Raw genomic sequence first — 18,952 nt, forward strand, 5'->3', positions numbered from 1 at the left:
TCAATTTGCTTTGTACTAACTTCCCTGACGGTGCTCTGAATTGATCAAATAGTTATTTCAATTGGTATAATGGGATAAATGTGAATACTTTAATACAGCAAACGTTAGCAAATACCTTTGGTTTTAATGACTTTAGAGAAGGGCAAGCGCAAACTATTAATCAGCTATTAAATAGCGACTCTAGTTTGGCTATTTTTCCGACCGGCTCTGGCAAGTCTTTATGTTATCAGCTAGCTGCTTTGCATTTACCACATTTAACGTTAGTGGTTTCGCCTTTGCTAGCGTTAATGAAAGACCAGTTGGAGTTTTTGCATAGTAAAGGCGTCAAAGCAGCAAGTATCGACTCTAGTTTAAGTGCACAAGAGCATCAAGATGTAGTAAAAGCGGTTAAATCGGGTTCGATCAAGATATTAATGGTTTCGGTTGAGCGTTTTAAAAATGAACGTTTTCGACAGCTTATTGCTTCAATTTCAGTATCAATGTTAGTTATTGATGAAGCGCACTGTATTTCAGAATGGGGCCATAACTTTCGACCAGACTATCTAAAGCTTCCATATTATCAGCAATTATTAAATATACCTTTAGTGTTATTGTTAACGGCGACAGCTACTCCAAAGGTAAAGCAGGATATGGCAAGAAAGTTTGCAATTAATGATAAACATATTGTGCAAACAGGCTTTTATCGCGCTAACTTAACACTTGCGATGTGCGCTGTAGCTCAAACAAATAAAACGCAGGTGCTCGCTGACATATTATCCCAATACTCAGGTTCAGCTATTGTCTATGTGACGCTTCAACAAACAGCACAAAACGTAGCTGACGAGCTAATAAAATATGGCTTTAAAGCACAGGCTTATCACGCAGGTTTAGAAGGCGAGCTTAGGACTGACATTCAAAATAAATTTATGACTGGCCAAGTGCCAATTATTGTCGCAACTATCGCATTTGGCATGGGAATAGATAAAAATAATGTTCGCACTGTGGTGCATTATGATTTGCCCAAATCGATTGAAAACTATAGTCAAGAAATAGGTAGGGCAGGGCGTGACGGGCTAGTTTCTCACTGCATTACGTTGGCCTCTACTGCGGGATTAAATACCCTAGAAAATTTTATTTATGGTGATACACCTGAGCTATCAGGAATTGAGTATGTGCTTCATAGTATTAATGCCGAGCAGCAAAATCAACAATGGCAGTTACAAGGGCTATCATTATCAACTGAAAGTAACATTAGACAACTTCCGTTAAAAACCTTATTAGTACAACTAGAGCTCCTTAATGTAGTTAAGCCTAAGTTTACCTATTTTGCGGATTTTAAATATAAATTTAACGTTAGTGAAGAGGATGTTATTGAGCGGTTTACAGGCGAAAGACAAGCCTTTTTAAAGGCTGTTTTTGCAACTAGCAATAAAAAGAAGGTGTGGGCAGAGCCTGATTTTGACCGACTAATGCAGTATTATCAAAGTGATCGTGCTCGTGTAGTTATCGCATTAGAGTATTTATCTGATCAAGGATTGATCACTTTAGAGGCTAAAAAATCAACCGAAGTGTTTGAGGTGAACGCATTAGCCTTAGCAAATAACAACCTTGCTCAGCAGTTGTTTAGTTACTTTAAAGATAAAGAGCAAAGTGAAATATTACGTATTCATCAATTAATTAATTTCTTACAAAGCTCTACCTGTTTAACTTATGGCTTAGCGAAATACTTTGGCGATGAAGGTGCGCCAAAACAGTGTGGGCATTGCTCTGTTTGTGATGGTAGACCAATATCGTTAGCTGTTGATGAATTACCTTCTTGGCCAAGTGATGAGGTCATCACTAATGCGCTTGAGCAGCTGAAACAGCAATTAGCAGGAAAAACAAAAGCCAAGCTTACGAGTGTAAATTATTGTCGCTTTTTAACAGGTATAACTGCGCCTATGTTTGCAAGGCATAAAGTTCAACAACTATCTGGTTTCGCGCTGTGTGAGAAAATGCCATTTCAACAAGTCTATGAAAAAATAGCTAAACTGGGCTATTAATAACGTGCTTGGTAGGGGGGAGCTTATAGGGCCTTATGGCCCTAAAATTGTGGTTAAACTAAGGCGCTTAAATATAAGGGTTAATGCTCATGTCCACAACCACCTTCACCATGGACATGGCCGTGGGCAAGCTCGTCTTCGGTAGCATCTCGTATTTCAAGGATTTCAACATCAAATTGTAAATCAATACCTGCGAGTGGATGATTACCATCAACGGTTATTTCATCATCAGTTACATCAATAACAATAACTGTTTGTTCGCCTTCATCAGTTGTTGCACGCAGCTGAGTACCTACATCTAAATCTTCAATGTTTTCAAACATCGCTTTAGGCACTGTTTGAACAAAACCGTCATGACGCTCCCCATACGCATTTTCGGCACTTACTGAAACTTCAAATTTATCGCCCACCACATGGTCGACTAATGCATCTTCAAGCCCCGGGATCAAATAGCCTGTGCCATAAATAATGGCTAACGGAGTATGATCATAAGAGCTGTCGATTAACGTGCCTTCGCTGTCAGATACGGCATAATGTAATACGACAACTTTATTTGGGGCTATTTTCATAATAATTCCTAACGTTTATTCAGGGTTTAAAGAGTAAGGTAAAGACATTAAGGTTAAAGACGATTGCTCTTGGCCTTTAACCCTAAATTTAGTTTGAGGATCAATATCGCTTGCAAGTACAGCTTGTATGCAAACTGAATTTTCTTCCTGATAAAAAGCAATAACTTCACCTGCTTTTCGCCAGTTTTCGCCTAACTGCATTTCAATAATATCACCTACGACAAGAGACTGAGTTGATTCTCCTTTTAAAGAGAACATCGCACGTTTATTCTTGCCTAAATATTGCATACGAGCAACCGTTTCCTGACCTAAATAACAGCCTTTAGTAAAACTAATACCATTTATTGCTTGCATATTAAGCATTTGGGGTACGTATTGATCAATATGTTTACTGGATAGACTTGGGAAACCTTCGGCAATTTCATGGTAGGTCCATACATTGTTGTTAACAGTTGGCAACGAAAGAGATGTTAATAAAGGTGCTAAATTTTCTTGTTTATCTATTAATAAATATCTTGATGTTTCTCCTGCTAAATACACTATAGTTGTTGTGTTTTGGTGTATAACAGGGGTATCGCTATCAGGGATTGCTTTGAAGTGCTTTGATAGTATTTCAGCGGCATTATTTGCTACTAAGGCATAAAAGTCTAAATGGTCCACTTTGCTGATCTCAACCTTTGCAAATACACCAAATTTCTTCAATGCTACCAACGAAGCCTCAATAGTTTCTTTAGGCTGAATTAACAATAGCTGCTGATCTTTCTCAATTAAGCGAAAACAACTGAACACTTTGCCTTTAGCACTGCAATGAGCGCCGTGTATTAAAGAGGTATCGTTAAGTTTGTTAACATCGCAAGTTACTTGACCTTGTAAATATTTAACTTGTTCTTCGCCAACTAATGAAATAGCAGAGACGTTGTCGAGCTTGATTAGGTAATTACTGGGAATATTTAAAAGTTGCATAGTATTAATAAGCTTATTAATGACGGTAAAATTAACGTATGGGCGATATCGCCTATTTGCAAGTTTATGTATAAAACAATTAGTGTGTGTTGAACTACCGAGTGCAAAAATGTACAGCAAAGATCAACACGCCCTAATGATAAACAAAAACAAGCAAATTTGCGTAGGTTTAATTTGAGAGCTTTGCTAAAATATATAAAAATAAGTTGTTTAGGGTAAGTAATGTTAGACGGGAAAGTAAAAGCACGACTGAAATGGGCTTGTCGGCGTGGCATGCTAGAACTTGATTTGTTGTTCATACCTTTTGTAGATGAAGCCTATGATGAATTATCACCGGAAGGTAAACTGATATTTGAACGTTTATTAACTTGCCAAGATCCTGAATTATTTGCTTGGTTTATGGGGCATGAAACTTGTGAAGACATTGAACTCAACGCCATGGTTAAGCATATACTCGATCGAGTTAAAGTATAAACTAACAATTCAGGCATCAGTAATAAAAGCTTTTTGTTGGTCAATATTTACCTTGGTTAACGTATTACTTGTTTTAGCCTTGTTGAATGGTTTTTATTCACTATTTGATGCAACCAGCGCATTGGTTATTGCCGTAATAATTGGCACATCATTGGCTTGCTTATGGGTATTTAAATACCACATGAAGCATCAAACCTTATGTCAATACCAATTGGATGAACAAGGGCAATGGCGGTGGGTAAATAAAGTAGGTGAACTAGAAAGTTACCAAATTACCGAGAATAGTAGAGTGGCTTTCTATGGTTGTTATTTAATACTCCAGCCTTGTAAAAGCAATAACTTAAATATGCCTGATGCCAAAGAGGCTGCTTTTAACTCATCAGTTAAACAGCAGTTTATTTTTAAAGACAGTTTAAACACACAAGATTATGCGCGTTTATGCAGAATAATAAGACACCTTAATCGTCAGTGAAGTTAAATGGTGTTAAAATAGTGGGCAAAGCTTGTGGCAGCTGTGATGGATAGTCTAAAGTGTAGTGTAACCCTCTGCTTTCTTTTCGTTCCATGGCGCTGCGAATAATTAACTCGGCAACTTGTACTAAGTTTCTTAGTTCTAATAAATTATTACTGACTTTAAAATTTTGATAATAGTCTTGTATTTCACGTTGTAATAATTCGACGCGATGTAATGCTCTTTCTAAGCGCTTAGTCGTTCTAACAATGCCAACGTAATCCCACATAAATAATCTTAGTTCATGCCAGTTATGTTGAATTACAACTTCTTCGTCAGAATCAGTTACTCTGCTTTCATCCCAATAAGGTAATGATAAATACTTTTGATTTGATACTAAGCTTTTTTCGATATCAAGTGCAGCAGCATGTGCAAAAACCAAGCATTCTAACAATGAGTTACTAGCAAGACGGTTAGCGCCGTGTAAGCCTGTGTATGTTACTTCCCCAATGGCATAAAGATTATTAATATCAGTTAAGCCTTGTTGATTTACAATAACGCCACCGCAAGTGTAGTGAGCTGCAGGTACTACAGGCATGGGTTGTTTAGTTATGTCGATGCCCAAAGATTGAGTTTTTTCATATATAGTTGGGAAGTGCTGCTTGATAAACTCAGGCGTTTTATGGCTTATATCTAGGTACATACAATCTGCGCCTAGTCGTTTCATTTCAAAATCTATTGCACGAGCAACTATATCCCGTGGTGCTAACTCTGCACGCTCATCAAAGCTTGGCATGAAGCGGCTACCATCAGGACGACGTAATATTGCACCTTCACCACGTAATGCTTCAGTCAGTAGGAAATTTCCAGCTTTAGGGTGAAACAAACAAGTAGGATGAAATTGATTAAATTCCATATTAGCTACTCTACAGCCTGCGCGCCAGGCCATAGCAACACCGTCGCCGCTCGCTATATCAGGGTTTGACGTATATTGATAAACCTTACTGGCGCCTCCAGTGGCTAATATTGTTTTGTGAGCAAAAATAGATTCAACTTTCTCGGTGTTTCTGTTCCAAATATAGGCACCAATACACGCTTTATTGCCAGTATCTTTACGGATAAGATCAATGGCATTATAACGCTCGAAAATCCGAATACGATTATGTTCCTTAACACGTTCTACGAGTGTTGTTTGAATTGCAAAGCCTGTGGCGTCAGCAGAATGTAAGATGCGTCGATGACTATGACCCCCTTCACGTGTTAAATGGTACTGAGTTTCACCTTGAATGTTTTGTTCTTGGTCAAAGTTAACTCCTTGCTCAATTAGCCATTGTAAGCATTCTTTTGCATTACTTGCGGTATATTCAACAACACTTTCATCACACAGCCCAGCACCAGCAACAATTGTGTCATTAACGTGAGAGCTAATACTATCGTTTTCGTCAAAAACTGCTGCAATACCGCCTTGGGCGTACATGGTAGAACCTTCGTTGACAACACCCTTGCTTAATACAATAACATCAGCATTCTTGGCTAAATGTAAAGCGAGTGAAAGCCCAGCAGCGCCACTGCCAATAATTAATACGTCACAATTGTGTTGTTGATTCATAATTGAGTTGAATTGAGGTATTCTATAAAGAATTGAATATTAACTTTTATTATTGCTTCATAACAGTAATAAACCGCTAAATGTGTCATTTTTTAAATAATTTGTAATTATTTAGAACTTTTTGGTAAAAGCCTAGTCTTACTTTTAGCGTTTGCCATGAGCCAGATGTAAAGTTAAGTGGTTATTTAGGAGAATTGGCTCGGATGAGCGAACAAAAAGTCGACCAGCAGCTGGTTGAACGAGTACAACGTGGCGACAAAAATGCGTTTAATCTATTAGTAACAAAGTATCAACATAAAGTAGCAAATTTGGTATCACGCTATATAAAGAATCAAAGTGATGTGCCAGACGTAGTACAAGAAGCGTTTATAAAAGCTTACCGTGCTTTACCAAACTTTAGGGGAGATAGCGCATTTTATACGTGGTTGTATCGTATAGCAGTAAACAGTGCAAAAAATCATTTGGTGGCTGGTAATCGAAAGCCGCCGGGGTCAGATGTTGAAATTGAAGATGCAGAGATTTATGATGAAGGTGATGCACTTAGAGAAACTGCTTCACCTGAAAAGTTATTGTTAGCTAAAGAGATTAAAGAAACTATTTTTAGTACTATTGAGCAATTACCGGAAGATTTGCGAACTGCAATTAATTTGCGTGAGCTTGAAGGATTAAGCTACGAGGAAATAGCAACAATTATGGAATGTCCAGTAGGTACTGTACGTTCTAGAATCTTCAGAGCACGTGATGCTGTGGAGAAAAAAATAAAACCTTTATTGCAACGTTAATGTCCTGCGATAAAGAAAATTAAGGTGTGTATATGAGTGAAAGTAAGTTTGAGACAGTTTCATCGTTAGTTGATGGGTATCAAATGAATGATGAAGCATTTGAACAAACAATAAATGATACCGAGATGTCTGAAACCTGGGATAACTACCAGCTTATTGGCGATGTTTTAAGAGATGAAGCCAATAGTGTTATCAGTACTGATTTATCGAGTCAAATTGCTCAAGCAATTGCCGATGAACCAACAGTATTAGCGCCGAAGAAACAAGATGGCTTTACCTCAGCAGTTAAAGCTCAAGTGATTAAATTTGCTAAACCGTTTGGCCAAATGGCTATTGCTGCTTCCGCTGCAGGGTTAATGGTTATTGGTGTGCAACAAAATGTAGCTGAAAATGACACATTAGTGCCTAATCAAGTTGTTCAAACAACACCCCTCGGTGGCATAGCTGAGCCAGTAAGTTTGAACTTTCAAACTAAAGGCACAAATCGAAATACACAAGAGCAAGCATTTGCTGAACAGCAACGCCGCTTTCAAGCATTATTACATGATCACCAACAGCAAGTTAAATTAACCGCGTTAGTTAATGCTCCTCAACAACCAGAAATAAAGGCCGAAGATAAGCCTAAATGAAATCAATAATTAGTTTTTTTTTGACGGTAAGTATCAGCTTACCGTTATGGGCTGATGATCAACCCCAAGCTCAACTGTCATTAAATGCACTTTCTCAGTCAATTCAAACGCTAAATTTTAGCACGTCATTTGTTGTGGTAAAAAACAATGAAGCTGAGCCTTACCACTGGTTCCATGGAATAAGTGAAGACGGCGAAGCACTTGAAATATTATCTCTGCTTAATGGGCCAAGAAGGGATATTTTAAGAAAAGGCGACATCGTAAGTTATATTGAACCAGAACTGCCACCATATTCTATTGTTTCTAATGATGTTAAAGGACCTATACCGAGCGTTTTCTCCAAAGACTTTACTGTACTGGAAAAAAGTTATGACTTTATCTCGGTTGGGCGTAGCAGAGTATTAGGGCGCACAGCCCAGTTAGTCCGTATAGTATCAAAAGACCCATACCGTTACGGGCATTGGGTTTGGTTAGATCAAGAAACAGGGTTATTGCTTAAATTAGCTATTGCTACAAGAGCAGGCCAGTTGTTAGAGCAGATTCAATTTACCCACCTTGATATATCGGACAAACCGGCGGAAAGCCTACTTCAACTGCAAGCAACAGAGCTACCTAAAGTACTTGAATTCCCTGATGATTACCAGCAACCAACGTTATCTTGGCAGGTAAAGTGGCTTCCCGAAGGCTTTGAATCAATTAGTACCAATCGGCACCGTATAACATTGACTAAACAACCCGTTGAATTTATGTTATTTAGCGATGGGCTTATTGATATTTCAGTCTACGTTAGTCCTAGTAATGTTCGCCAACGTGCGGTTGAGTTTATATTAGATGGGGCAACAGTGGCACTGAATCAGGTGAACAATGGCTTTGAAGTAAGTGTTGTTGGTAAAATACCATCTAATACAGCGAAAATGATCGCAGACTCGGTTGCGTTAATGGCAAGTAAACAAAAATGATTGAAGAAATTGCACAGGTTACGGCAGTAAGTAATAATCATCAGGTGACGGTTGTTACTGAAGTAAAGTCAACGTGTGGAAGTTGCCAGCAAGTTGATACATGCGGTAGTGGGCAAGTAGCAAAAGCTTTTCCACAAAAAAATTTAACGCTCAACCTGACTTGCCATCTGCCCGTCAAAGTTGGCGATAACATTGTGTTAGGGTTATCTGAAAAAATGATGCTATCGAGTGCTTGGCAAGTTTATTGTTGGCCGTTGTTTGGTTTATTACTTTGCTCTTTTTTAGGACAATTGTTGGTTGAACAACAAATATTTGCCCATGAGTTACTGGCCATTACCTTTGGAATTGCAGGTGGTTATATGGGGTTTGTATTAGCTAGGTACTTTCAGCATCAATCAAAACGTCAGCAAGCATTAGCACCAATTGTCATAAGAATAGAGCCTAAAAATATCCCCATCATAGAAATAACTGAGTAATAGTTAACAAAAGATAGCCCCAAGGCGCTAAATTCGCTAAAATCTTATCACTATTGAATTATTAACAGATTGAATTGAATTTTCTTCTATGAAACATATCCGAAATTTTTCTATTATCGCTCATATTGACCACGGTAAATCTACTTTATCTGATCGTTTAATCCAGCATTGTGGTGGATTGCAAGACCGCGAAATGGCTGCACAAGTCCTTGATTCTATGGATCTTGAGCGAGAACGTGGCATTACGATAAAAGCGCAAAGTGTAACGTTAGACTATAAAGCTAAAGACGGTGAGGTGTATCAATTAAACTTCATTGATACGCCAGGCCATGTTGATTTCTCTTATGAGGTTTCACGCTCTCTTGCTTCTTGCGAAGGGGCCTTGCTTGTTGTTGATGCGGGTCAAGGTGTCGAAGCTCAGACTGTTGCAAATTGTTATACCGCGATAGAAATGGAACTAGAAGTAATTCCTATTTTAAATAAAATAGATTTACCTCAAGCAGATCCCATTCGAGTAAGTGAAGAAATTGAAAATATTATAGGTATTGATGCAACGGGTGCTGTAACTTGTTCGGCAAAAACAGGCTTAGGTATTGAAGATGTATTAGAAACTATTGTTGCAAATATACCACCACCTGTTGGCAACCCAGACGCTAATTTACAAGCGTTGATTATCGATTCTTGGTTTGACAATTATCAAGGTGTTGTTTCGTTAGTTCGTATAATCAACGGTGAGATTAAAAAAGGCGACAAAATGGTGGTTATGTCTACCGGACAAACCCATATTGTAGATAAAGTCGGTATATTTACACCTAAGCAATACGATACAGGTATATTAAGAACAGGTGAAGTCGGGTTTGTAATTGCTGGAATTAAAGAAATTCATGGTGCCCCAGTAGGTGATACCTTAACAATATTTAAAAAAGAAGCAGATAAACCTTTGCCTGGCTTTAAAAAAGTACAACCGCAAGTTTACGCAGGTGTATTTCCAATTAGTTCAGATGACTATGAAAGTTTTCGAGATGCATTGAACAAATTAAGTCTCAATGACGCATCGCTATTTTTTGAACCTGAAAATTCATCTGCTTTAGGCTTTGGTTTCCGTATCGGTTTTCTTGGTATGCTGCACATGGAAATTGTTCAAGAGCGACTTGCTCGTGAGTATGATCTTGACTTAATTACCACCGCACCAACAGTAAACTATGAAATTGCTTGCACTGATGGAAAAATTTTATCAATTGATAACCCAAGCGATTTACCTCCAGTTAATAATATTGATGAGATAAGAGAGCCAATCGTTCAAGCAAATATCCTTGTTCCTCAAGAGCATTTAGGAAATGTTATTACCTTATGTATTGAGAAAAGGGGAATGCAAAAAGATATTATTTATCATGGTAATCAAGTAGCGGTTACCTATGAGTTACCTATGGCAGAAGTGGTTATGGACTTCTTTGATAAGCTTAAATCTACTAGCCGTGGTTATGCATCTTTAGATTATCATTTTGTTCGTTTTGATGCCGCCGATATGGTGCGAGTTGATGTGATGATCAATGGTGATCGTGTTGATGCTCTTGCGATGATCACTCATCGAAATAATTCAGTTGCTCGTGGGCGAATGTTGGTTGAAAAGCTTAAAGAGCTTATTCATCGCCAAATGTTTGATATAGCGATTCAAGCAGCAATTGGTAATAACGTTATCGCGCGTACTACGGTTAAGCAACTGCGTAAAAACGTAACGGCTAAATGTTACGGTGGTGATATTTCTCGTAAGAAAAAGTTACTACAGAAACAAAAAGACGGTAAAAAACGTATGAAGCAAGTAGGTAACGTAGAAGTACCTCAAGAAGCATTTCTTGCGGTATTAAAACTCGATAAGTAATTAGGAATATTATGGCTGTTTATTTTTCAATTATGTTAGTTATTATCACCGCGATAACCGGTGTTATTTGGCTTGCTGATAAATTTTATTTAGCGCCGCAACGACAATTAAAACTAGCCAGTGCAGAAGAGAAGTGCGATGGTGAGCTCAGTGAAGAAATTGCCGATAAAATTTTAGAAGCGCCATTTTTTATTGATACACCGGTTCAAATATTTCCTGTAATTGCATTTGTATTAGTTTTACGGTCATTTTTATATGAACCCTTTCAAATTCCGTCAGGCTCAATGATGCCAACGTTATTAGATGGCGACTTTATCTTAGTTAATAAGTTTAATTATGGTTTACGTGACCCTGTGGCGCGTAATAAATTTGTTGAAATTGGCTTGCCTGAACGTGGTGATGTTGTTGTATTTAAGTACCCATTAGAGCCAACTATTGACTATATTAAACGTGTTATAGGCTTACCAGGCGATAGAGTTATATATCGTAATAAGTCGCTTTACATTAAGCCTGCTTGTTTGGCTACAGATGCACAATGCCCTGAATTTGAGCAAGTTGAAATGACCTTGGTAAATAAAGGCGAATATAGCGATGGTCAAAGTGAATTAACTCGCTATACCGCTGATATGCCAAACAAAACACATGATATTTTAATTAACCACGACGTAATGCCACGTACTCAACACTACTTTAAGCAAAGTGGTAGTCAACGTGATGAGTTTGTTGTTCCTGAAGGTCATTACTTTGTAATGGGCGATAACCGAGATAATAGTTTAGATGGTCGTTTCTGGGGCTTTGTTCCAGAAGAAAACCTTGTCGGTGAAGCGGTTGCTATTTGGATGAGTTTTGACTTTGAACGCACAAATAATGACGTTTTACCCCAGTGGGTACCAACAGGTGTTAGGTTCGATCGTTTAGGTAGTATTGAGTAATGAAGGTTGATGCAGAACAGGCATTAGCGCGACTAAGCAAAAAAATTGGTTACCAATTTAACGACCAAGCCTTATTGTTACAGGCATTAACACATCGCAGTGCAAAAGGGAGCCATAATGAACGCTTAGAATTTTTAGGTGATTCTATTCTTGGTTTTACTATTGCTCAAAGGCTTTATGAACAGTTTCCTAAAGTAAACGAAGGTGACTTAACAAGAATGCGTTCGAGCTTAGTTAAAGGCGTTACCTTAGCTGAAGTCGCACGTAGCTTTGATTTAGGTGATTACTTAATACTTGGTCCTGGTGAATTAAAGAGTGGTGGTCACAGGCGAGAGTCTATTTTAGAAGACGCGGTAGAAGCAATAATCGGTGCTGTTTATTTAGATTCAGATATCGAAACCTGTCGTCGGTTAATTTTAAGTTGGTTTGAGCAGCGTTTAGCTCTTATTGAACCAGGACAAGCACAAAAAGATCCAAAAACACGCTTACAAGAATACTTACAAGGCAGGAAAATAGACCTACCTTTGTATGAAGTTATTGATACAGCTGGTCAGTCTCATAACCAAGAATTTACCGTTCGATGTACAACTGAAGTTTTGAAAAAAGAAGTGATCACTAAAGGCTCTAGCAGACGCAAAGCTGAACAGTCAGCAGCAAAACAAGTATTAACACTATTAAAGGCGGAAAAAGGTATATGACAACAGAAAAGCATTGCGGCTTAATTGCAATTGTCGGGCGACCAAATGTTGGTAAGTCTACCTTGTTAAATGCCTTGTTAGGCCAAAAAATCAGTATTACCTCTCGAAAGCCCCAAACAACACGTCACCGTATACTAGGTATTTTAACCGAAGACAATCACCAAGCTGTATTAGTAGACACGCCTGGATTACACGGTGATGAGAAACGTGCCATTAATCGGTTAATGAATCGCGCGGCTGCAAGTTCAATTGTTGAAGTAGAACTTATTTTATTTCTAGTAGAAGGCACGCATTGGACAAGCGACGATGAACTGGTACTTAATAAAATCAAAAAAAGTGGCGCACCATGTATTTTAATTGTTAATAAAAGCGATAATGTACAAGATAAAGAGTCATTGTTACCACACTTACAAAAACTAGGTGAAATGCATAACTTTAAAGATATTGTACCTATTTCAGCAAGTAAAGGTGATAATGTTGATAAGATAAAAACTATGTGTTTAGCAGCATTACCCGCGGGCGACTTTTGGTTTCCTGAAGACTACATTACCGATCGCTCTAGCCGGTTTATGGCCTCTGAAATTATTCGTGAAAAGCTAATGCGTTTTACTGGAGATGAGTTACCTTATTCTACGACGGTAGAAATAGAGCAGTTTAAGGTTGATACGAAAGGTATCTTACATATAAATGCCTTAGTGTTAGTTGAACGTACTACTCAAAAACGCATGGTCATTGGTAACAAAGGCGAAAGGCTTAAAACAATTGGTCAAGAAGCCCGTCGTGATATGGAAGCTTTATTTGATCAAAAAGTGTTTTTAGAAACATGGGTAAAGGTGAAGTCGGGCTGGGCAGATGATGAACGTGCTTTGCGTAGTTTAGGCTACGGTGATGATTACTCGGGTTAAATACTTTTACTATAATATAAGGATTTAAGCGTGTTTGAACTAGAACAAGCCGCTTTTGTGTTACATAGCCGCCCTTATCGAGAAAATCAAAAAATCGTAGAGCTACTTACTGCTCATCACGGTAAAGTATCAGCAATTACTTATGTAGGCCATACAAACAAATCGAATAAAAAAAGCTTATTACAACCTTTCTTACCAATTAGTGTGGTGTTATCTGGCAATAATAGCTTGCAAAAATTAACTCGAGTTGAAGCAATTGGTAAGTCATACTCGCTCGAAAAAGAAAGGTTATATAGTGGTTTTTATTTAAATGAGCTACTAGTGAGATTACTGCCAGAACATCAAGAAAGCAGTGAGTTGTTTTCGCTTTATCAACAAAGTTTAAGCGCATTAAATGGTGAGCAAGCAATTGAGTTGGTGCTACGAACATTCGAAGCACAATTGTTAGAAGAGTTAGGGCAGACTATCGATTTTTCACTACTTGATGAGAGCAAAGCTGACTTTTTTCATTATATACCAGATAATGGCTTTCAACTAACATGTGATATTAACAAGCACCTGCCTAAATATACTAGGAGTGACTTGCAAGCTATTGCAACGGGTGAGTTTACAGAGCCGCAAGTAAGACAAAGTTATAAAAAACTTATGCGGCAAGTGATTAATCATTTATTAGGTGGTAAACCACTTAATAGTCGACAATTATTTAAATGAGGTTGATATGAAAGATATTTTACTTGGTGTTAATGTAGATCATATTGCAACATTACGACAAGCTCGTGGAACGACATATCCTGATCCAGTACATGCGGCTAGTGTTGCAGAGCATGCTGGCGCTGACGGCATAACCATACACTTACGTGAGGATAGACGACATATACAAGATCGCGATGTATTTGTTATGAAAGAAACCTTACAAACACGAATGAACCTCGAGATAGCTGTAACTGATGAAATGTTGGCAATAGCATGTGAGGTTAAGCCTGCTTTTTGCTGTTTGGTACCTGAAAAGCGTGAAGAATTAACCACAGAAGGTGGTTTAGATGTTGCTGGTCAGCAAGATAAAATTAATGATGCAGTTGCACAACTTAGTGCCGCCGGGATAAAAACAAGTTTATTTATAGATGCTGATAAAGCACAGATAGATGCTGCAGTATTAAGCAAGGCACCATTCATTGAAATTCACACCGGTTGCTATGCGGATGCGGCAACTGAAGAGCTACAATTACAAGAGTTAGCGCGTTTAAAGGGTGGTGTTGAATACGCTCACAGTCTAGGTTTAAAGGTAAATGCAGGCCACGGATTACATTACTTTAACGTAAAGCCTATAGCAGCAATAGCTGAAATTGTTGAGCTTAATATTGGTCATGCAATTATTGCCCGAGCCGCTATAGATGGTTTAGATAAAGCTATTCGTGATATGAAACGCTTAATGATAGAGGCCAGACTCTAGTCTTATGTCTATTGTTGGAATAGGCACAGATATCATTGAAATCAGCCGTATTGTCAATATGTCTGATAAAGCAAAAGCTAGGTTAGCTAAACGAGTGTTAACGGATAATGAATATCAGCGCTACTTAACACTGAATTTAAAAGATGCGTTCTTAGCTAAGCGTTGGGCTGGGAAAGAGGCTACTGCCAAGGCGCTAGGTACAGGTATTGCCCAAGGAGTTTCATTTCAGCATATAGAGATAAGTAATTTAGTGAGCGGAAAACCAACGTTACTACTTACAGAGCAAGCATTACTTCTTGCAAAAGAGCAGGGTGCAACGCAATGGCATATATCATTATCAGATGAAGCGACTTATGCCACTGCCTTTGTAGTTTTATCTTCTGACTAAGTTACCATTGATGAGTTTTTCTAGTATTTTTTTGTATTTAAACTATACTTCTTATACATTCGTTTAAATTTTGGTCATAGGTCGGTGTTATGCAGTCACTTACGAAACCTATTGTTGATAGAAGAAAAGAGCCGCCAGAGAAGTCTGAGTGGTGGGAAAAGCTGTCGTTAGCGCAAAAGTTTTCTGCGAGCAGTTTAGGGAAGTTTGGTTACGAACTGTCTTTTGTTCGAAATGAAAATGGCCAAAGTATAGCTGTGCTTATGTGCGATAGTGGTATTGCTGTAGTGACAGAAGATGGCGATATTAACACCTCTCCAGATATTAAAGTGAGATAAGCAAACGTCGCCTTTTAATACAGTTATTTACCTCACTTGGAAAACCGGTTACTTAATTTCAACATCGATTATCTCCATATTTGATTACTTAACCTGAATTCTGGATAACGGATGTACGATCAACACAGATAAAGCTGTATTTTTCAATTGCTTATTATTGAACAGTCGTATTGCTTATGTAGTTATACCAGTTTCATTAATTAAGTGATCTATTTTATACGCAGTGAAAACAGTCAAATACAAGGCATTTATTTTCATAACTAGTTGTTCTAATTATAAAATAAATAACGCAGTAGTTGATTGCTTTAACCAGTAGAAATGATCAAATAATTAGTGAGATTGGTATTATATATCAATGTTATAAGTTTTGAGTGAATCAAGGCAAGTTTGCGTACCTAATAACGAGCTATTAGTAGCAAATTAACGGTTTTTTAGTTCCAGACAAAAACCAAGTACCTACGTCGATTCAGGCAACGCAGATACGCGCAAAAATCGTGACATTGACGTGCTTAGCTTATCCAGAACTCAGGTTACTTAACTAGTTTGTTCTTCAAGTGCTTTAAGTGTTTTTGGTGCTTCTGTAATTACATTTTCTATATGTTCAAACAACTCAAAAAATTCTGGTTCTAACTCATCTATCGCGCTACCTTTTTTTAGTGCGGTTTCTATTTCACGTACAATTTTCTCTAATGCCGGCACACCTGAATAACAACAAGCGCCGTTAAGTTTATGTATTAATACTTTTAACTGAGCTATGTCTTGTGCCGTAAGCGCCTCTGCAAGGTGCTGTTTTGTTTCAGGTAAGCTTTCAGTTAAGCCATTTAACATATCTTTAGCAAGCGCTTCTTTGCGCCCTGCACGCTTGAGAGCTAGAGGCCAATTTATAATTGCCGTCGCTTTATTGCTTTTATTGATATCATCAACGGATAATAAAGGTTGCTCGTCTATTGTTTCAGCGCCTTTAACACTAATTGCCTTGTATCCTAATAGTTGAGGATCGCAATACTCATAAATAATGTGTTTGAGCATTGCTTCATCAATGGGTTTAGTCATGTATGAGTCAAACCCTTCTTTTAATAATTTATCTTTCTCTTCGCTCAAGGCATGAGCTGTTACTGCTATTATGGGGGTATTATCGTTAAAAGTGGTTGTTTTTATGTAATTAAGTGCAGAAACCCCATCCATAACAGGCATTTGAATATCCATAAAAATTAGCGCAAATTTTTCATTTTTACATAACTCAACCGCTTCTTTGCCGTTAATAGCAACAGTAACATCGTGTACTTGCTCATGAAGTAATGCATCAATAAGTTTTAAATTTGCGTCATTATCGTCTACGGCTAACACCTTAATCGGGATCTTTTGTTCACTTGCATGCAGTAAGTCTGATTCAAGAGAGTTGCTATTTGGCATCAGTACTTTGCAGAGGCGTTCTGGGGTAACAGGCTTACTAATACAACTATCAGCGCCTGCTGCGACAAGCGCTTCATGTAAGTTTGGAGAATTACTGTTAATGGCTAAATGAATAGCGGGAATATGCGGTTTAATCGAAAGGATTAGTTTTTTCAACTCATTAAGCGCTGTGGGTGTAACATCATGCCCAATCAGTGCAAAGTCATAGGTGTTGTCTTTGGCAAGTGCATTACTTACTTGCTCTAAGCTAGTTACTGGCGTTACCTTCATTAGCCAGTTTTCCATTATTTCACTTGTGGCAATTCTGCTATGTGTATGAGACTCGTAATATAAAATATGTTTATTTTTAAGTGGCTTAGGTTTGGGCTGTTCAGTATCTGGAATTTGATTTAATTCGCAGGTAAAGGTAAACCAAAACGTAGATCCTCGACCTTCTTCACTATCAAAACCAATGTCGCCGTTCATTTCTGTCACTAAACGTTGAGAAATGACCAAACCTAATCCGGTTCCACCGTATAAACGAGTGACACTCTTGTCGGCTTGGCTGAAGGCTTCAAAAATAGTTTCTTGTTGCGCTTTTGTCATGCCAATACCGTCGTCGGTAACTGTAGCTTTCAATAAAGCGGTTTTATCATCAATGAGTTCACTATCTAGTTCAATGTTAACCGAGCCCTTATCAGTAAATTTTATCGCATTATTGGCAAGGTTGATCAATATTTGTTTGATACGCATAGCGTCACCAATAAATGAATCTGGCAATGCAGGGTTTACACGCAGCGACAGCTCGATATTTTTATTATGTGCGCTTGGTGCTAATAATGTTAATGCCTCTTCAACAGAATCTCTGAGCGAGAAAGGAATTTTTTCAATAACCATTTTACCCGCATCAAGTTTTGAGAAGTCGAGAATGTCATTAATAATTGCCAGTAGGTTTGCAGCAGAACGCTCAATTGTTTGTAAGTAATCGCGTTGTGTCGCGGTTAAAGGGGTTTTTAATACCTGGCGAGTAAAGCCAATTACACCATTTAGAGGAGTGCGTAACTCATGACTCATATTAGCTAAAAACTCAGACTTTACTTTATTCGCTTCTTGCGCTTTTCGTTTGGCGATATCTAATTGCACGTTTTGAATTTCAAACTGCTCTAAGCTTTCTCTTAGATCAAGGGTCGCTTGGTCAATACTTTTTTGCATTTCGTCATGGTAATCACCTAACGATTGAGCCATAGCGTTAACACCATTTTTTAAGAAGTTAAGTTCGCCAATTAGCTGTCCACTAACTCGGCTTTCTAACTTACCTTCTCTAATACGATCTACCGCTTGCACCATTGAATTTACAGGGCGAGTAACATTTTTAATTAGACGTGAAGCAAAAATGGCATTGATTAAAACCCCAAATAAAACAATGCTAAACGCAATTAACACTTGGCTTTGTTGATCAAATTTTATTTGATTCTTGTCTATTTGCATCGAGATATAGCCAACCACTGTTTGGCCGATGTCATTATTGTTTTCGTTTGTAATGGTTTCATCAATAATGGGGGTTCTAAATATCAGGTAATCATCAACTTCTGTTACTGTAGTTTTGATTGGCATCTCAGCGCCTGCACCTAAGCGAAGTAAAGAAATATCACCGTGATAAGCACTGGTGACAAATAGCTGATTGTCTTTGGTAAATACAGTAATACTTTTAATAATGGTAGATTGACTACGGTGAGCAAAGCCGACAATATGGCGTAACTTTTCTCTTTGATTTTGAGTAATTGCATCTGTGCTGGTAATTGCTAATGGTTCTATAATGCTAAGCGAGCGTTCGGTTAAATAATGATTTAACTCTGTGTAACGGCTATAAGAGAAATAACTAGCAATAGTTATTCCAATAAGGGTTGTTGGGACTATGGTGAGTAAAATTACCCAATCTTTTAGGCTTATTTTATGCATTATTCACTGGGTTTTAGTATAATATTCTTTTGTAGCGTAAGACGTATCATGGCATAACTTTAGAAAAATAAATATAGTGAT

General features: G+C 37.9%; 19 protein-coding genes. 15 read left to right on the forward strand and 4 right to left on the reverse strand.

Going from position 1 to position 18,952, the window contains the following annotated elements; translation table 11 throughout:
* Nucleotides 1–80 precede the first annotated feature (80 nt).
* Entirely contained in the window at nucleotides 81–2,021 is a 1,941-nt protein-coding gene (locus QUD79_RS03845) for a RecQ family ATP-dependent DNA helicase (protein WP_184423525.1), read from the forward strand.
* An 80-nt stretch (nucleotides 2,022–2,101) separates the two neighbouring features.
* Here the strand turns inward: QUD79_RS03845 and QUD79_RS03850 are convergent, their stop codons facing one another.
* Nucleotides 2,102–2,590: an FKBP-type peptidyl-prolyl cis-trans isomerase gene (locus QUD79_RS03850; RefSeq protein ID WP_184423524.1), complete on the reverse strand. Its 489-nt coding sequence runs from the start codon at nucleotides 2,588–2,590 to the stop codon at nucleotides 2,102–2,104.
* Between the two features lie 15 nt (nucleotides 2,591–2,605).
* Complete coding sequence (gene ygfZ / locus QUD79_RS03855; RefSeq protein WP_184423523.1) at nucleotides 2,606–3,553, reverse strand: tRNA-modifying protein YgfZ; 948 nt, start codon at nucleotides 3,551–3,553, stop codon at nucleotides 2,606–2,608.
* Nucleotides 3,554–3,775: 222 nt separating this feature from the next.
* Between ygfZ and QUD79_RS03860 the strand changes: the two genes are divergently transcribed.
* Entirely contained in the window at nucleotides 3,776–4,027 is a 252-nt protein-coding gene (locus QUD79_RS03860; RefSeq protein ID WP_184423522.1) for an FAD assembly factor SdhE, read from the forward strand.
* A 52-nt stretch (nucleotides 4,028–4,079) separates the two neighbouring features.
* Nucleotides 4,080–4,499, forward strand: a complete 420-nt coding sequence (locus tag QUD79_RS03865; protein WP_184423521.1) for a protein YgfX — start codon at nucleotides 4,080–4,082, stop codon at nucleotides 4,497–4,499.
* Here the strand turns inward: QUD79_RS03865 and nadB are convergent.
* Nucleotides 4,486–6,087, reverse strand: a complete 1,602-nt coding sequence (gene nadB, locus QUD79_RS03870) for an L-aspartate oxidase (protein ID WP_184423520.1) — start codon at nucleotides 6,085–6,087, stop codon at nucleotides 4,486–4,488. The two genes, QUD79_RS03865 and nadB, sit on opposite strands and share 14 nt — an antisense overlap.
* A 203-nt stretch (nucleotides 6,088–6,290) precedes the next feature.
* Here nadB and rpoE point away from each other — a divergent pair, with 203 nt between their 5' ends.
* The 12 genes from rpoE (at nucleotide 6,291) to QUD79_RS03930 (ending at nucleotide 15,520) form a co-directional block, all read left to right on the forward strand.
* On the forward strand, nucleotides 6,291–6,869 hold the full coding sequence (gene rpoE, locus QUD79_RS03875; protein ID WP_184423519.1) for an RNA polymerase sigma factor RpoE: 579 nt from the start codon (nucleotides 6,291–6,293) through the stop codon (nucleotides 6,867–6,869).
* A 32-nt stretch (nucleotides 6,870–6,901) separates the two neighbouring features.
* Nucleotides 6,902–7,498: a sigma-E factor negative regulatory protein gene (locus QUD79_RS03880; RefSeq protein WP_184423518.1), complete on the forward strand. Its 597-nt coding sequence runs from the start codon at nucleotides 6,902–6,904 to the stop codon at nucleotides 7,496–7,498.
* Nucleotides 7,495–8,457 (forward strand): MucB/RseB C-terminal domain-containing protein, encoded by a 963-nt coding sequence (locus QUD79_RS03885; RefSeq protein WP_184423517.1) that lies wholly within the window; start codon nucleotides 7,495–7,497, stop codon nucleotides 8,455–8,457. Before QUD79_RS03880 ends, QUD79_RS03885 begins: the two co-directional genes overlap by 4 nt.
* Nucleotides 8,454–8,933 (forward strand): SoxR reducing system RseC family protein, encoded by a 480-nt coding sequence (locus tag QUD79_RS03890; protein WP_184423516.1) that lies wholly within the window; start codon nucleotides 8,454–8,456, stop codon nucleotides 8,931–8,933. The genes QUD79_RS03885 and QUD79_RS03890 overlap by 4 nt, the downstream gene beginning before the upstream one ends.
* 88 nt (nucleotides 8,934–9,021) lie before the next feature.
* A complete protein-coding gene (gene lepA / locus QUD79_RS03895) occupies nucleotides 9,022–10,812 on the forward strand; it encodes a translation elongation factor 4 (RefSeq protein WP_184423515.1) in 1,791 nt (596 codons plus the stop codon).
* Nucleotides 10,813–10,823: 11 nt separating this feature from the next.
* Nucleotides 10,824–11,744, forward strand: coding sequence for a signal peptidase I (lepB, locus tag QUD79_RS03900; RefSeq protein ID WP_184423514.1), 921 nt, complete (start codon nucleotides 10,824–10,826; stop codon nucleotides 11,742–11,744).
* Nucleotides 11,744–12,442 (forward strand): ribonuclease III, encoded by a 699-nt coding sequence (gene rnc, locus QUD79_RS03905; protein ID WP_184423513.1) that lies wholly within the window; start codon nucleotides 11,744–11,746, stop codon nucleotides 12,440–12,442. The genes lepB and rnc overlap by 1 nt, the downstream gene beginning before the upstream one ends.
* On the forward strand, nucleotides 12,439–13,347 hold the full coding sequence (gene era / locus QUD79_RS03910) for a GTPase Era (protein WP_184423512.1): 909 nt from the start codon (nucleotides 12,439–12,441) through the stop codon (nucleotides 13,345–13,347). The genes rnc and era overlap by 4 nt, the downstream gene beginning before the upstream one ends.
* A gap of 30 nt (nucleotides 13,348–13,377) precedes the next feature.
* Nucleotides 13,378–14,058, forward strand: coding sequence for a DNA repair protein RecO (recO, locus tag QUD79_RS03915; protein WP_184423511.1), 681 nt, complete (start codon nucleotides 13,378–13,380; stop codon nucleotides 14,056–14,058).
* Between the two features lie 7 nt (nucleotides 14,059–14,065).
* On the forward strand, nucleotides 14,066–14,797 hold the full coding sequence (pdxJ, locus tag QUD79_RS03920) for a pyridoxine 5'-phosphate synthase (protein ID WP_184423510.1): 732 nt from the start codon (nucleotides 14,066–14,068) through the stop codon (nucleotides 14,795–14,797).
* Nucleotides 14,798–14,801: 4 nt separating this feature from the next.
* Nucleotides 14,802–15,185 carry a holo-ACP synthase gene (gene acpS, locus QUD79_RS03925; protein WP_184423509.1) on the forward strand — a complete coding sequence of 128 codons (384 nt, stop codon included), beginning with the start codon at nucleotides 14,802–14,804 and terminating at the stop codon, nucleotides 15,183–15,185.
* Nucleotides 15,186–15,274: 89 nt separating this feature from the next.
* Nucleotides 15,275–15,520 carry a hypothetical protein gene (locus QUD79_RS03930; protein ID WP_184423508.1) on the forward strand — a complete coding sequence of 82 codons (246 nt, stop codon included), beginning with the start codon at nucleotides 15,275–15,277 and terminating at the stop codon, nucleotides 15,518–15,520.
* A gap of 534 nt (nucleotides 15,521–16,054) precedes the next feature.
* Here the strand turns inward: QUD79_RS03930 and barA are convergent.
* Nucleotides 16,055–18,871 carry a two-component sensor histidine kinase BarA gene (gene barA, locus QUD79_RS03935; protein WP_184423507.1) on the reverse strand — a complete coding sequence of 939 codons (2,817 nt, stop codon included), beginning with the start codon at nucleotides 18,869–18,871 and terminating at the stop codon, nucleotides 16,055–16,057.
* Nucleotides 18,872–18,952: the final 81 nt, after the last annotated feature.

Source organism: Thalassotalea piscium, from assembly GCF_030295935.1.
In the GTDB taxonomy this organism is placed as follows: domain Bacteria; phylum Pseudomonadota; class Gammaproteobacteria; order Enterobacterales; family Alteromonadaceae; genus Thalassotalea_B; species Thalassotalea_B piscium.

Bases quoted from the DNA above. Each gene is read 5' to 3' on its own strand.
- QUD79_RS03850 (WP_184423524.1), bottom strand. From the start codon at position 2,590: ATGAAAATAGCCCCAAATAAAGTTGTCGTATTACATTATGCCGTATCT.
- ygfZ (WP_184423523.1), bottom strand. From the start codon at position 3,553: ATGCAACTTTTAAATATTCCCAGTAATTACCTAATCAAGCTCGACAAC.
- QUD79_RS03860 (WP_184423522.1), top strand. From the start codon at position 3,776: ATGTTAGACGGGAAAGTAAAAGCACGACTGAAATGGGCTTGTCGGCGT.
- nadB (WP_184423520.1), bottom strand. From the start codon at position 6,087: ATGAATCAACAACACAATTGTGACGTATTAATTATTGGCAGTGGCGCT.
- rpoE (WP_184423519.1), top strand. From the start codon at position 6,291: ATGAGCGAACAAAAAGTCGACCAGCAGCTGGTTGAACGAGTACAACGT.
- QUD79_RS03880 (WP_184423518.1), top strand. From the start codon at position 6,902: ATGAGTGAAAGTAAGTTTGAGACAGTTTCATCGTTAGTTGATGGGTAT.
- QUD79_RS03885 (WP_184423517.1), top strand. From the start codon at position 7,495: ATGAAATCAATAATTAGTTTTTTTTTGACGGTAAGTATCAGCTTACCG.
- QUD79_RS03890 (WP_184423516.1), top strand. From the start codon at position 8,454: ATGATTGAAGAAATTGCACAGGTTACGGCAGTAAGTAATAATCATCAG.
- lepA (WP_184423515.1), top strand. From the start codon at position 9,022: ATGAAACATATCCGAAATTTTTCTATTATCGCTCATATTGACCACGGT.
- lepB (WP_184423514.1), top strand. From the start codon at position 10,824: ATGGCTGTTTATTTTTCAATTATGTTAGTTATTATCACCGCGATAACC.
- rnc (WP_184423513.1), top strand. From the start codon at position 11,744: ATGAAGGTTGATGCAGAACAGGCATTAGCGCGACTAAGCAAAAAAATT.
- era (WP_184423512.1), top strand. From the start codon at position 12,439: ATGACAACAGAAAAGCATTGCGGCTTAATTGCAATTGTCGGGCGACCA.
- pdxJ (WP_184423510.1), top strand. From the start codon at position 14,066: ATGAAAGATATTTTACTTGGTGTTAATGTAGATCATATTGCAACATTA.
- acpS (WP_184423509.1), top strand. From the start codon at position 14,802: ATGTCTATTGTTGGAATAGGCACAGATATCATTGAAATCAGCCGTATT.
- QUD79_RS03930 (WP_184423508.1), top strand. From the start codon at position 15,275: ATGCAGTCACTTACGAAACCTATTGTTGATAGAAGAAAAGAGCCGCCA.
- barA (WP_184423507.1), bottom strand. From the start codon at position 18,871: ATGCATAAAATAAGCCTAAAAGATTGGGTAATTTTACTCACCATAGTC.